At 64.6% G+C, this 12,821-nt stretch carries 11 protein-coding genes; 2 read left to right on the forward strand and 9 right to left on the reverse strand.

Annotated features, from left to right (window positions below):
- Positions 1-140 precede the first annotated feature (140 nt).
- The gene (locus GV368_RS08725) at positions 141-2,162 is read left to right on the forward strand and encodes a methyl-accepting chemotaxis protein (RefSeq protein ID WP_169116254.1); all 2,022 of its coding nucleotides are present in this window, start codon (positions 141-143) and stop codon (positions 2,160-2,162) included.
- Here GV368_RS08725 and alr read toward each other — a convergent pair.
- From alr to GV368_RS08760, 7 genes are all read right to left on the reverse strand, one after another.
- Positions 2,152-3,243, reverse strand: a complete 1,092-nt coding sequence (gene alr / locus GV368_RS08730; RefSeq protein ID WP_169116255.1) for an alanine racemase — start codon at positions 3,241-3,243, stop codon at positions 2,152-2,154. The two genes, GV368_RS08725 and alr, sit on opposite strands and share 11 nt — an antisense overlap.
- Before the next feature lie 106 nt (positions 3,244-3,349).
- Positions 3,350-4,384 (reverse strand): cytochrome-c peroxidase, encoded by a 1,035-nt coding sequence (locus GV368_RS08735; RefSeq protein ID WP_169116256.1) that lies wholly within the window; start codon positions 4,382-4,384, stop codon positions 3,350-3,352.
- 143 nt (positions 4,385-4,527) lie between these two features.
- Positions 4,528-4,956, reverse strand: coding sequence for a ubiquinone anaerobic biosynthesis accessory factor UbiT (gene ubiT / locus GV368_RS08740; RefSeq protein ID WP_206673365.1), 429 nt, complete (start codon positions 4,954-4,956; stop codon positions 4,528-4,530).
- Complete coding sequence (locus tag GV368_RS08745) at positions 4,953-5,876, reverse strand: U32 family peptidase (protein ID WP_169116257.1); 924 nt, start codon at positions 5,874-5,876, stop codon at positions 4,953-4,955. Before GV368_RS08745 ends, ubiT begins: the two co-directional genes overlap by 4 nt.
- 5 nt (positions 5,877-5,881) lie before the next feature.
- On the reverse strand, positions 5,882-6,913 hold the full coding sequence (ubiU, locus tag GV368_RS08750; RefSeq protein ID WP_169116258.1) for a ubiquinone anaerobic biosynthesis protein UbiU: 1,032 nt from the start codon (positions 6,911-6,913) through the stop codon (positions 5,882-5,884).
- Positions 6,914-7,000: 87 nt separating this feature from the next.
- Complete coding sequence (locus GV368_RS08755) at positions 7,001-8,470, reverse strand: sodium:solute symporter family protein (RefSeq protein WP_169116259.1); 1,470 nt, start codon at positions 8,468-8,470, stop codon at positions 7,001-7,003.
- Positions 8,471-8,563: 93 nt separating this feature from the next.
- Entirely contained in the window at positions 8,564-9,853 is a 1,290-nt protein-coding gene (locus GV368_RS08760) for an NCS2 family permease (RefSeq protein ID WP_169116260.1), read from the reverse strand.
- A 105-nt stretch (positions 9,854-9,958) separates the two neighbouring features.
- Between GV368_RS08760 and GV368_RS08765 the strand changes: the two genes are divergently transcribed.
- Positions 9,959-10,846 (forward strand): DNA/RNA non-specific endonuclease, encoded by an 888-nt coding sequence (locus GV368_RS08765; RefSeq protein ID WP_169116261.1) that lies wholly within the window; start codon positions 9,959-9,961, stop codon positions 10,844-10,846.
- 6 nt (positions 10,847-10,852) lie between these two features.
- Here GV368_RS08765 and GV368_RS08770 read toward each other — a convergent pair whose 3' ends face one another.
- The gene (locus GV368_RS08770) at positions 10,853-11,488 is read right to left on the reverse strand and encodes an MBL fold metallo-hydrolase (protein ID WP_169116262.1); all 636 of its coding nucleotides are present in this window, start codon (positions 11,486-11,488) and stop codon (positions 10,853-10,855) included.
- Between the two features lie 50 nt (positions 11,489-11,538).
- Positions 11,539-12,813, reverse strand: a complete 1,275-nt coding sequence (locus GV368_RS11660) for a nucleoside recognition domain-containing protein (RefSeq protein WP_169116263.1) — start codon at positions 12,811-12,813, stop codon at positions 11,539-11,541.
- Positions 12,814-12,821 lie beyond the last annotated feature (8 nt).

The following is a 12,821-nucleotide window of genomic DNA, read 5'->3' on the forward strand; positions in this document are numbered from 1 at the left end:
CAAGGATGTATCGATTCCATGATAGCGCAGCACCGAGCGAATGAGGGGTGGCTCGGCAAGAAATTGGGTCACGTTCGTGAATCTTGCTAAAGTTTGCTGGAGAAGTGCCGATAAGATCATCATCCAGCGGGGAGAGAACCATGAGGGGACAGAATCTCACACGCCGCATCGCCATGGGGGTGGCGATCGCCACGGTATGCTTCATCGCGCTGAGCACCGCTCTGATCGGCGGGCTGGAGTGGCAGAAACTGCAGCGCCGCATCGACGAGACCATGAGCTTCCAGACGCGTAGTGTGCTTTCGGGTTTGCAGATGCTGCACGAGGCCGTTGCCGTGTCGATGCAGTCCCAGCTCAAAATGCTCAAGAGCTTCTTCCCCTATGGTACCCGGGTCGAGATCGACGAGAAGGAGACCACGGAGATGGGGCCGAGCAAGATGAAAGTCCCCATCTTTCGGCTCGGCGGAATCGAGATGAACGAGCGGTTCATCGAGGTCGATCTCCTCACGGAGCAGACGGGTTCGGTGGCGACGATCTTCGAGCGCATCGGCGACGATTTCCTACGCATCTCGACCTCCCTGCGCAAAGAAGATGGTTCGCGTGCTTTCCTGACCAACCTCGATCGTGATCACCCGGCCTACAAACGCTTGCTTGCAGGGCAGGAGTACATCGGGCCGGCGATCCTTTTCGGCAAGGACTACATGACCATCTACGAACCGATGAAATCGGAGGATGGCGAGGTGGTCGGAGCCTGGTTCATCGGCTATCCGCTGGGGAGCCTGTTGGCCAAGTTTCGCAGTTCGGTCATGGAAATGAAAATCGGGCAGACGGGGTACGTCTATGTGATGGACAAAAACGGCTACATGCGCATCCATCCCTCGCTCGAAGGCAAGAACGTGCGCGAGATGCGCGATGCCACCGGGTACGACTTCGTCGGTGAGATGCTGGAGAAGAAAAACGGGGTCGTCCGCTATCAATGGATCGATCCGGGCAAGGACAAGTCGCGGGAGAAAGTGGCTGCCTATGCCTATTTTCCGGAATGGGAGTGGTTGGTCGTCTCCTCGGCTTATGTCGACGAGCTGGCAGAAGAATTGATGGGAAACATTCTTCGCAATTCCCTGGCAGCCATCGGAGAGGCGGCGCTGCTCGCTCTGGTGATGATCTGGCTGGTGCGCCGTGCCTTGCGTCCGCTCGATACCTTCGTGCAGGTGACCGAGCGCATGGCGTCGGGAGATTTGAGCCAGACCCTGCACTATGAGCGCAGCGACGAGTTGGGGCGCTTGGCCACCGCGATCAACCACATGCGTTCCGAGCTCGCTGGCCTCATCGGCGCTTTGCAGCGCGAAGCGAGCGATGTGGCGGTTCGGGCCCAGACGATCGAACGGCAGGCCGAGGAGGTGCAGCAGCGCATCGCCGTTCAGGCCGACGATACCCAGGCCGTGGCTGGCGCGATGGAGGAATTCAGCGTAGCTCTCAATCAGCTCGCGCAGCACATGCGCGAGACGGCCCGGCGCGCCCAGGCATCCATGGAAAAATCAGAGGAAGGAGCGGCGACGATCGCTGCCGCGATCGAAGGGATGAACCAGATCGCGCAGATCGTGGAAACGGCGGCCGAGCGCATTCGCACTTTGGAAGGTTTCTCCCAGCAGATCTCGACCATCGTGGCCACGATCCGTGAGATCGCAGATCAAACGAATCTTCTCGCCTTGAACGCCGCCATCGAAGCGGCGCGGGCCGGTGAGCAGGGACGCGGCTTTGCCGTGGTGGCCGATGAAGTGCGCAAGCTCGCCGAGCGCACGGGTAACGCCACGCAAGAGATCGGGGATATGATCGCCAAGATCCAGCATGCCACGTCCGAAGCGGTCGCCGGAATGGATGAAGGAGTGGACGAAGTGCGGCGGGGGGTGGAACACGCGCGGCAGGCGCGTAGCGCGATCGACGAAATTCGGCAGGAGTCGCTCGAGACGGCGCGTGCAGTACAGGAAGTGGATCAGGCGCTGGACCAGCAGACCGAGGCGGTACACACGATCGCTCAGCGAGTGGAGCGCATCGCCGGTAGCGCCGAGGCGTCGGCTGCGGCGGCCAAAGACAGCGAGGCACAGGCCAAGGCACTGCAGGAGGCGGCCTCGAGCCTGCGCCAGCGGGCCGATCACTTCAAGGTGTGATCATGACCCCGCGATGGATGCGTTGGACGCGCTTGACGTGGCACAGCAACTCGTAGGAGATGGTGCCGGCGGCGCGGGCCACCTCGTCGACCGACACGGTCTTGCCCCATAGCTCCACGATCGCGCCTTGGCCGACGTCTTCAGGCAGGGGGGAGAGATCGACGGTGAGCATGTCCATCGAGATGCGACCGATGAGTCGTGTGCGCCAGCCTTCTACCGCCACGGGCGTACCGGTGGGGGCATGCCGCGGATAACCGTCGGCGTAGCCGATGGCGACCAGGCCGACGCGGGTTGGCCGTTCGGCGACGAAGGTGGCGCCATAGCCCAAGGCTTCGCCAGGGGAGAGCCAACGGGTGGCGATCACACGGCTACTGAGGGTCATTACGGGTCGCAAGCTGCGGGCCGGGTCGGGGTCGGCATGGGGAAGCAGTGGATTGCCGCCATAGAGCAAGATTCCCGGTCGTGCCCAGTCGCCGCGCGCCTGCGGCCAGGCGAGCAGCGCCGCGGAGTTTGCCAGGCTCGTCTCGCCCGGCAAGGTGGCCACCCCTCTGTGGAAACGCTGAATTTGCTCCAAGGTCATGCTCGATCGGGGGTCGTCGGCGCAGGCGAAATGTGTCATCCATACCGGAGCTTCGAGTCCGGGAATGGCCTGCAGGCGTTGCCACACGGACGAAGCCTCTCGTGGGGAGAACCCGGCGCGATTCATGCCGCTATTGATCTTGATCCAGATACGACGGGGGCGGTGTGACGCGAGCTCGAGCATGCGCAGTTGCGCTTCGTGGTGCACGACCGGCCATAAATCGAGTTCGGCGGCGGCTGTGAGCTCGCCGGGGTCGAACACCCCTTCGAGCAACACGATCGGCCGGCTGATGCCGGACGCACGCAGCGGTAGTGCTTCCTCGAGGAGGGCGACGGCAAAGCCATCGGCGATTGGCTCGAGGGCTTTGGCGCAGGCGATCGCCCCGTGACCGTAGGCGTCTGCCTTGACGACGGCCAGAGTCCGACCGCCGGCCAGGCGTTTGGCCAGGAGATAATTTGCGCGTAGCGCGTCGAGATCGATGGTGGCACAGGAGGGGCGCATCACGGGAAAAAAGAGTGAGTCCGGTACGCCATGATAGCCCATCCGGACTCGGAGAAGTGTTTCCGCCCGTGTCACGGCGCCCGTTGCGGGCACCGCCGGGTGAGCGTCACTTGAAGGGGTCGGGGCGCGGCGTCTCGGGCCCGGAAGGCGGCAGCAACGGCAAGGGCATCTGCGGCCGCTCGCCGGTGAGCGTGTGGAGGAAAGCGACGACTTTCTTCAGTTCGTCGTCGGTGAACGTGCGACCGAGTTGCAGGCGCCCCATCAGCGTGACGGCGTCTTCCAGGGTGGCGGCTTCGCCGTCGTGGAAGTAAGGATAGGTGAGCTCGACGTTGCGTAGCGTGGGCACCTTGAAGTACCAGCGGTCTTCGTCCTTCTTGGTCACCGCCGCGCGGCCTTCGGCAGGCGAAGTCGACTTGTACGGCTCGACCACGCCGATTTTCTGGAAGGAATTGCCGCCGAGGTTGGGGCCGTTGTGGCAGGCGATGCAGCCGCTCTCATAGAAGATCTTGAAGCCCTCGAGCTCGGTGGCGGTGAGCGCTTTGTCGTCGCCCTTGAGCCATTGGTCGAAGCGCGCGTTCGGCGTGACCAGGGTTTTCTCGAACTCGGCGATGGCATCGGTGATGTGATCGAGGGTGACGACGTCGGTACCATAGATGGCTTTGACCGTTTCGACGTAGCCAGGGATGGACTGGATCACGGCCACGGCGAGCGTGTGGGGCATGGCCATCTCGACCTGTGCCTGGATCGGACCGGCGGCTTGTTCCTGCAGGTCGGCGGCGCGCCCATCCCAGAACTGGGCGATGTTGAGCGAGGAGTTGAAGACGGTGGGGGCATTGACCGGGCCCGGCTGCCATTTATGACCGATGGAGGTCTTCAGGTTGTCGACCCCGCCCAGCGAGAGGTTGTGGCAGGTGTTGCAGGAGATGATGCCGGACATCGACAGGCGCGGCTCGAAGAAGAGCTGACGGCCCAAATCCACCTTGGCCGGATGTTCGATCTTCGCGGGTTCGATCGGTTGGATGATGGCCTTGGCCTTTTCGCGTAGCTCTGCCGAGAGGTTGGGTTGTGCGGCTTGAACGACGGAAACGGCGGAAACGGCCAAGCCGGCGATGAGCGCGGTGACGAGAGGTTTGCGGGTCATGAACGCCTCCAGCGGAAGGAAAAAATTTGTAAGGCGAATTTAGTCCATTTCGGCCCTCTGCTGCCGGGAAAAAGCACCGAAGTTTGCGTTGGATCAAAGTTGGCCCTTCAGAGACGTTGTCGATCGGCAACAGGAACGCTTCTTCAGTGCAGATGAGGTAGGAAACGGACCTCGAGCTCGATCGCATCCAGCGTGTTTTTCACGAGGAGCCCCAATTCGGTATCGCCGGAAAGTACCAGGCGCCGCTGGAAGAAGAGGGTGTCGGCGTCTTCTTCCCGACGTAGCAGGGCGAGGTAGTCGCGAGCGGTGGCACGCAGCGTCAGGCGCGGTGCGACGTACAGCGGCAAGGGGCGGAAGCCTTGCCGGGTGAGCGTGAGGGCGAGCCGCAATCCGAGGTCGCTCACCTCGATGCGCAGCGGTTGTTCGAGAAGTGTTTCGAGGTCGGCGAGCGGCAGGCGGGGAAAGAGCAGTCGGTCGAGGGTGAAGGCGAGCACGGCCGCCGGCGGGGTCTGTGGCAAGCGGGAGACGATCCGGGCGAGCGCGGGCGGAAAGGCGAAGCGGGATTCTTTCATTGGGCGCGGGGGGCAGTGGGGGAAGAAGAGGGTTCACGATACACGAAGCCGCTCTCGCCGTACCAGAAGCCGTTGCACGACTCTGGCTCGGGCGCGGGCATTTCACCCAGGCGTCGGGCGCGGTCGAGGGCGGCGATCCGCTCGAGGGTGCCTTCGGGGGCGGGCACGAGGCGCAGAGCCTGCGCGAGTGGGGTGACTTCCTCCAAGCGGTCCATCAGGGACCACGGGCGGGCGGAGAGGACTTGGACGCCGTTGAGCACGAGGAAGTCGGCGCCGTCGCGCGTGGCGAGCGGCAGTCCGGCTGGATGCGCCAGGCAGCGGAATTCGCAGGCGTCCTTCTGCAGCCGGTAATGGCGGGCGGTGAAGCAGCGCGCCGAATGCGCCAGCGCAAGGGGGCCCCATACCGGCAGCTCGGTTTCGATCGTTCCCTGCTCCAGAGCGGTGAAACCCTCCAGCAGGTGCGCGAGCGCCGCGCGGGAGAGCTCCGGCGGCGGCAGCCAGCGGCGCGCCCCGGCCTCATGGAGCTGCGCGAGCGCATGGGGATTGTAGACGTTGAGCGAGGCGCCGGCGATCCAGTCGCGCCGGCCGGCGGCCGCGAGCAGGCGCACCGTGCCCATCTCGTTGGCCTCGACGGCGAATTCGTCCTGTTCCACCAGGCGGCGCACCCATTTGAGGTGCGATTCGGATTCGATGAGGGCGTAGCCGGCGAGGACGACGCGCTTGCCTGCGGCGGCGAGGTCGCGTCCGAGCGCGATCCAGTCGGGCAGGCGCAGCTCGGCGCGGCGGGCACATACTGTCTCGCCCAGCACGACGGTGTCGACGGGCGCTTCGGCGATCGCCTCGTAGAAGGCGAGGACGCGTTCGCGCGGCCAGAAGTAAGGGATGGGGGCGAGCACGAGTTCGAACGAAAGCGGGTTCATGGGGGTCATTTCCACGGCCGGGAATAGGCACCTAGGGTGTGGCTCGCGCCTTCGCTGACGCGGTCGAGCGCGGCGAGCCACTGTGGGCGTGGGGAGAAATCCTGCGGGGCGGCGAACGCGGCGTCGATCGCTTCGCGCCACACGCGCGTGACCTGCGCCACGTAGGCGGCGCTGCGCTGGCGTCCTTCGATCTTGATGGCGGCGACGCCGATTTCGATGAGGCGCGGCAGCAGCTCCAGCGTGTTGAGGCTGGTGGGCTCCTCGATGGCGTAATAGGTGTGTCCGCCGACGGCAAAACGGCCCTTGCACAGGGTGGGGTAGCCGGCCGGTTCATCCGGGGCATAGCGGTCGATGAGAAAGCCGTTGAGCCGCGCCTCCAGCCCTTGCGGCGTTTCGTCCCAGCGCACGAACTTGGCCGGAGAGCAGGCGCCGTGGCAGTTGGGCGACTGACCGGTGGCGTAAGCCGAGAGGGTACAGCGCCCTTCGACCATCACGCACAAGCCGCCGAATCCGAAGACTTCGACCGCCACGGGGCTGTGCCGAACCACCTGCGCCACTTGTTCGAGCGAGAGCACGCGCGGCAGCACGGCGCGCTCGATGCCGTAGCGTTCGTGGTAGAAGGCGAGCGCCTCGTAGTTCGTGGCCGAGCCTTGCACCGACAAGTGCAGGCGTAGCTCGGGATGGCGCTCGCGCGCATGGGCGAGGAGACCGAGATCGGCGAGGATGAGGGCATCGACGCCGAGCGAGGCGGCCCGATCGACCGCCGCCGTCCAGTGGGTCCAACCCTCGGCTTGGGGGTAGGTGTTGAGAGCGAGGAAGACGCGGCAGCCTCGCGCATGCGCAGTGTCGATCGCCCGGGCGATACCGTCTTCGTCGAAATTGAGCCCATTGAAGTTGCGCGCGTTCGTCGCGTTTTTGAATCCCAGATAGACGGCGTCCGCTCCCTGTTCGATGGCCGCTTCGAGCATGGCCCGATTCCCGACCGGACAGACGAGTTCGGGGCGGCGCCCGGTCACGGGCGAAGTGGAAGATGGCATCCTGCACCTCTTCGGACGGAGAGGTGCAGGATAGCCGAAATGCTGCGCGCGCACCTTGACCAGGGTCAAGGTGCGTGAGGAAAGGATTCAGCGGCGCGAGGCGACGTGATGGGTGGCCGAGGCGGCGTTATGCTGGCGGGTGCGTTTCGGCAGATGAGGATCTTTGGGGCCGAGGAGGGTGCCAGTGACCATTCCTACGATCGAGGCCAGGAAACCATAGATCTGCGGCTCGATCTCGGATTCGGGCAACACCAGCTCGCCGAATAGCCAGGTACCGATACCCAGGATCACTGAGAAAGTGGCTCCGAGCGAATTCGCCCTCTTCCAGAAGATCCCCGCGACGAGCGGTACGAAGGCGCCGGCGAGGGTTACCCGATAGGCTTTTTCGACCATGCCGTGAATGGAGTCGTTCGACCAGAGTGCGTAGACGAGCACGATGAGCGTGAACGCCACCACCGTCAGCCGCGTCGCTAACAGCAGCTGCCGGTCGGTCAGCGTTGGCCAGGTGCTCTTGAGGATGTTCTCCGTGAAGGTTACCGAAGGGGCGAGCAGAGTGCCACTGGCGGTACTCATGATGACCGAGAGCAAGGCGCCGAAGAACACGATCTGCAGCCAGAGCGGCATGTGGGTCGTGACGAAGAGCGGCAGGATCAGTTGGGAATCCTGATCGAGGAAAGTTTGAACCAGCTGCGGATCGATCACCGTGGCGCTATACGCGATGAATAGCGGCACGGCAGCGAAGAGGAAATAGCAGATGCCGCCCAGGGTCGTGGCCCAGACGGCGACGAATTCGTTTTTCGAAGAGTTGACGCGCTGGAATACATCCTGCTGCGGGATCGAACCGAGGGCCATCGTGATCAGGGCCGAAATCCAGGTGAAGATCGAGAGCCAGTTGCGCTCCGGCAGCCATTCCAGCTTTCCCTCGGCAGCGGCTTTGTCGACCACGGGAGCAAGGCCGCCCGCCAGGTCCCCGGCGTAGAGGGCGACCAAGAAGAGGCCGATGACGATCACGATCATCTGGACGAAGGTGGTCCAGGCTACGGACCACATGCCACCGAAAATCGTATAGACGAGAACGACGAGGGCGCCGATGAGGGTTCCCTGGGTTTGCGAGATCGCCCCATCCGTGAGCGCATTGAAGACCACGCCCAGCGCCGTCATCTGCGCGCCCACCCAGCCGAGATAGGAAATGACGATGCATATCGACAAGACCATTTCTATCGTGGGGTTGTAGCGGTGGCGGAAGAAGTCGCCCAGGGTGAGCAGGTTCATGCGATAGAGCGGCCGGGCGAAGATGAGCCCGAACAGCACCAGACACAGCGAAGCGCCTAGCGGATCGGAGATCAGCCCGTGAAAGCCTTCCTCGAGGAAGGTGGCGGAGATTCCGAGCACGGTCTCTGCACCGAACCAGGTAGCGAACACCATGGCCAGGACGACGGCGAAAGGCAGGTTGCGGCCGGCGACGATGTAATCACGGGCGTTGTGCACGCGGGTGGCTGCGTACAAGCCGATGGCGATGGAGAGGGCGAGATACGCGATCACGAACCACAGCAGCATGGCGGCAGCCTCCGGTGACCGGTTAGAGGGTGAAGAAGGGCGAAGTTTACCCTCGTTTTTTTATGATGGGAGTATTTTTTTGTTCTGGCGTGATCACAGCCAGAGGAATTTCACGAGGAAGACGGTCGCGATCACGGCCACGGCGAGTGGCAACTCACGCACGCGCCCCGTGAGGAGCTTGAGGGTGGCGTAGGTGATGAAGCCGAAGGCCAAGCCGTTGGCCACCGAGAAGGTGAAGGGGATGGTGATGGCGGTGACCGCGGCCGGTGCTGCTTCGGTGAGGTCGTCCCATTGCACTTCCGATAGCCCGCGCGCCATGAGGATGGCCACGTAGAGCAGTGCCGGCGCCGTGGCGTAGGCCGGCACCATGGCCGCGAGCGGCGAGAGCACGAGCATGGCCAGGAAAAGGATCGCCACCACTACGGCGGTGAGTCCCGTTCGGCCACCCACGGCGACACCCGAGGCGGATTCGAGGTAGGCGGTGGTCGAGGACGTTCCCAGCGAGGCGCCGAGCACGATGGCGGTGGAGTCGGCCATGAGCGCTCGACCCAGGCGCGGTAGACGCCCTCGGGCATCGAGCAGTTTCGCGCGCTGGGCCACCGCGATCAGCGTGCCGGAGGCATCGAACAGTTCCACCAGAAAGAAAGTGAGCACGATGGAGAGAATACCCATGTCGATCGCCCCTTTCAGATCCATCTGCAGGAAAGTGGGGGCGAGCGATGGCGGAGGGGCGAACAAGCCCTGGAAGGGTACGAGACCCAGGGCTACGGCAGCGAGCGTCACGCCGAGGATGGCGAGCAGCACCGCACCGGTGACGCGGCGCGCTTCCAGCACCAGGATGGCGAGGAATCCGAGCACGGCAAGGAGCACCGGGAGGTGGTGCAGGTCGCCGAGGGTGACGAAGGTGACGGGGTGCGCCGTTACCAGCCCCGCGTTCTTCAGACCGATGAGGGCGAGGAAAAAGCCCACGCCGGCCGTGATGGCGGATTTGAGGCTCGCGGGAATGGCGTCGATGATCCACTCGCGTATGCGCAGTATCGAGACGACGAGAAAGAGGCAGCCAGAGATGAAAACGGCTCCCAGCGCCGTCTGCCAGGAATGGCCGAGGGTGCCGACCACGACGAAAGCGAAGTAGGCATTGAGCCCCATTCCCGGCGCGAGTGCGACGGGATAGTTGGCGTACAGCCCCATGATGGCCGAGCCGATGGCGGCTGCGAGACAGGTGGCCGTGAAGACGGCCTCGCGCGGCATGCCGGCCGAGCCGAGGATCTCGGGATTGACGAAGGCGATGTAGGCCATCGTCAGGAACGTGGTGAGCCCCGCGAGCACTTCGGTGCGCACGTCGGTGCCGTGGGCCTTGAGCTGGAAGAGGCGTTCGAGCATGGGTGGGGGTGTCCGCAGCAGAGGCTGAATTGTAGAAAAGCCGGGCGGGGAAGGCAATCTGGGGTGCCTATAATCATGAGTTTTTTGGCAACGAAGGAGGTGGACGTGAAGCGACGCAGGTCGGCGGTGGGCCGCAGGATACGCTCCTCGATTTCGGTGCTGGTGCTCGTGGCGTTGGTGGTTTTCTTCTGGGCTTGGTCGTCCGGCAGCGCACTGCCGCAGGATTCGCCCGGGGGCTGGCCGCGCATGCGCGGATTCGTCGATCGGCTGTCGGTGACGGAGCTCGTCAATCCGGGGTTCGTGGTGGGCTATTCGGAATGGCACGGGGTGCCGCGCTGGGTGGCTTATCGCGCCGATCCGCCACCGAATCATCGCCTGCAGCGGCGCCCTGCGCGTTTCGAGCCCGATATGCGTACCTGGCGTTGCCGCCTGGGTTGGTGGTGTGTACGCCACGAGTCCTATCGCAATTCGGGGTTCGATAGGGGCCACATGGCACCGAATTTCCTCATCGGGACACGCTATGGTCCCGAGGCGCAGCGTGCCACTTTTTTGCTATCGAACGTCGCGCCACAGCGCCCGTCGCTCAATCAGGGAAGCTGGCAGCGGCTCGAAGCGGTGGAGGCCGACCGTTTCGCGCCGAACGCGCGCGTGCTGTGGGTGGTGACGGGGCCGGTGTTCGACGAGCATCCGCCGAGGTTCTCGCCAGAATGGATCGCGGTGCCCAAGGCGTTCTTTCGCATCTTCTGGGCGGAGGACGAAGAAGGGCGCCTGCGGGTGCTCGCTTTTCTCATGCCGCAGGAGACGCCACCGCAGGCCGATCTGCGGGCCTATCTCACCACGGTGCGTGCGATCGAAGAGGCCACGGGCATCGACTTTTTTCCCGATTTGCCTCAGCGTGAGCAGGATCGCCTGGAGACGGCCGTTCCGGATCCCGACGCGTGGGGACTCACCGAGGAATGGGCACGGGCGCCGGGTCGCTACCGGGCCGAATGAGCGATGTTAGACGAGGAAGGGATTATGCGCGCGCTCTTCGCCGAACGTCGACATGGGCCCGTGCCCTGGGACGAAGCGCACGTCGTCGCCCAAGGGCAGCAGCTTGGTGAGGATGCCGGTGATGAGCTGGCGGTGGTTGCCGCGGGGAAAATCGGTGCGCCCGATCGAGCCGGCAAAGAGCACGTCGCCGACCAAGGCGAGGCGCTCTTCGGGCGCGAAGTAGACCACATGCCCCGGCGTGTGGCCGGGTACGTGGAGGACTTCCAGTGTGTGCTCTCCCACTCGTACCGTGTCGCCCTCCTCGAGCCAGCGATCGGGCAGGAACGCCTCGGCTTTGCCAAAGCCGAAGGTGCGGGCCTGCTCCGGCAGGGCCTGGAGCCAGAAGCCTTCTTCTTCCTGGGGACCGACGATGGGGATCCCGCCCAGACGCCGGGAGAGCTCCGGGGCGCCGGCGGCGTGGTCGATGTGGCCGTGCGTGAGCAGGATCTGGCGTATGTTCAGGTTGCGGGTACGGATCGCCTCCTCGATGCGCTCGAGGTCTCCGCCCGGATCGATGACGGCGGCTTCACCGGTGCGGTCGCACCACAGTAGCGAGCAGTTCTGCGCGAACGGCGTGACGGGGATGACGAGGGCGTGGAGCATGGCAAAGATCCGCGACGGGAGATGCCACTATTGTAGCGTGGCGCGAGCGCTCACGCAGCGCCCGGGTAGAGCCAGGAACAGATGAAAACGGCGGCGATGACGCCGGCCAGATCCGCCGCCAGCCCCGCTGCGATGGCGTGGCGCATCTTCTTGATGCCGACGGCGCCGAAATAGACCGCGAGCACGTAGAAAGTGGTCTCGGTCGAGCCCTGAATCGTGGAAGCGAGCCAACCGGCATAGCTGTCGGGGCCGACGTTCGGGTCTTTGAGCAGATCGGCGAGCAACGCAAAGGCGCCGGAGCCCGATAGCGGCCGCAGGATGGCCATGGGCAGCACTTCGGCGGGCAGCCCCAGCGGCCCGGTGATGGGCGCGAGCAGCGAGACGAAGAAGGGAAGGGCGCCGCTCGCGCGCAAAAGCGCCGTGGCCGCGAGGATGGCGACCAGATAGGGGATGATGCGCAGCGCCACCTGAAAACCTTCTTTGGCGCCATCGACGAAACTCTCATAGACCGCCACCCCGCGTGCGAGGCCATAGACGATGAATCCAACGACGAGGGTGGGTACGATCCAGGCCGAGACGATCTGCCCATGGCGCACGCTCGCGGCGATGAGCGCCACGAAAGCGAGCGCTACCGTCCATCCTACCCAGCGGGGCAGCGGTGCGAGCGGCGGCGTCTCTTCGCACACGTGCGCTTCGCTGGAATACGTGACCACCGGAGGGGTTGGGCGAGGCGCGGGGTAGAAACGCGCCAGCAGCGGCGTCAGGAAGATTGCCACCAGGGTGGCACAGGTGGTGGCAAAGAGGGTGGTAGGGAGGATGGCGGCCGGCTCGATGCTGCCGGCGGCCGCGCGCAGCGCGATCACGCCCGTGGGCAGCAGCGCCAGACCCGAGGTGTTGATCGCGAGGAGGCGCACCATGGCGTCGGTGGCGACGCCCGGGTGGGGGTTGAGCCGGTCGAGCTCCTGCATGGCACGAATGCCGAACGGTGTGGCTGCGTTGCCCAGACCCAGTAGGTTGGCCGAGAAGTTCATGATCATGGCGCCCATGGCCGGGTGCTGCGGCGGCACTTCGGGAAAGAGCCGCCGCATGAGCGGGGCGATGAGACGGGCCGTGGCGGTGAGCAACCCGCCTTGCTCGGCGATCTTCATCAACCCGAGGAAGAACGCCATCACGCCCACGAGGCCCAGGGCGAGCTCTACGGCGGCGCGCGAAGCGTCGATGACCGCCTGACTCATGGCTGTCATCACGCCCGTCGTGCCACTGAGCTCGCGGCCGGCGCCAGTGGCGAAGGCGATCAAGATGAAGGCGGCGAAGATACGGTTCATGGTGAAAA

The sequence above is a fragment of the Tepidiphilus baoligensis genome (genome assembly GCF_012911495.1).
Lineage (GTDB): Bacteria > Pseudomonadota > Gammaproteobacteria > Burkholderiales > Rhodocyclaceae > Tepidiphilus > Tepidiphilus olei.

What these genes read in the sequence shown, in the direction of transcription:
- GV368_RS08725 (WP_169116254.1), top strand. Translation starts at nt 141, where the DNA reads ATGAGGGGACAGAATCTCACACGCCGCATCGCCATGGGGGTGGCGATC.
- alr (WP_169116255.1), bottom strand. Translation starts at nt 3,243, where the DNA reads ATGCGCCCCTCCTGTGCCACCATCGATCTCGACGCGCTACGCGCAAAT.
- GV368_RS08735 (WP_169116256.1), bottom strand. Translation starts at nt 4,384, where the DNA reads ATGACCCGCAAACCTCTCGTCACCGCGCTCATCGCCGGCTTGGCCGTT.
- ubiT (WP_206673365.1), bottom strand. Translation starts at nt 4,956, where the DNA reads ATGAAAGAATCCCGCTTCGCCTTTCCGCCCGCGCTCGCCCGGATCGTC.
- GV368_RS08745 (WP_169116257.1), bottom strand. Translation starts at nt 5,876, where the DNA reads ATGAACCCGCTTTCGTTCGAACTCGTGCTCGCCCCCATCCCTTACTTC.
- ubiU (WP_169116258.1), bottom strand. Translation starts at nt 6,913, where the DNA reads ATGCCATCTTCCACTTCGCCCGTGACCGGGCGCCGCCCCGAACTCGTC.
- GV368_RS08755 (WP_169116259.1), bottom strand. Translation starts at nt 8,470, where the DNA reads ATGCTGCTGTGGTTCGTGATCGCGTATCTCGCCCTCTCCATCGCCATC.
- GV368_RS08760 (WP_169116260.1), bottom strand. Translation starts at nt 9,853, where the DNA reads ATGCTCGAACGCCTCTTCCAGCTCAAGGCCCACGGCACCGACGTGCGC.
- GV368_RS08770 (WP_169116262.1), bottom strand. Translation starts at nt 11,488, where the DNA reads ATGCTCCACGCCCTCGTCATCCCCGTCACGCCGTTCGCGCAGAACTGC.
- GV368_RS11660 (WP_169116263.1), bottom strand. Translation starts at nt 12,813, where the DNA reads ATGAACCGTATCTTCGCCGCCTTCATCTTGATCGCCTTCGCCACTGGC.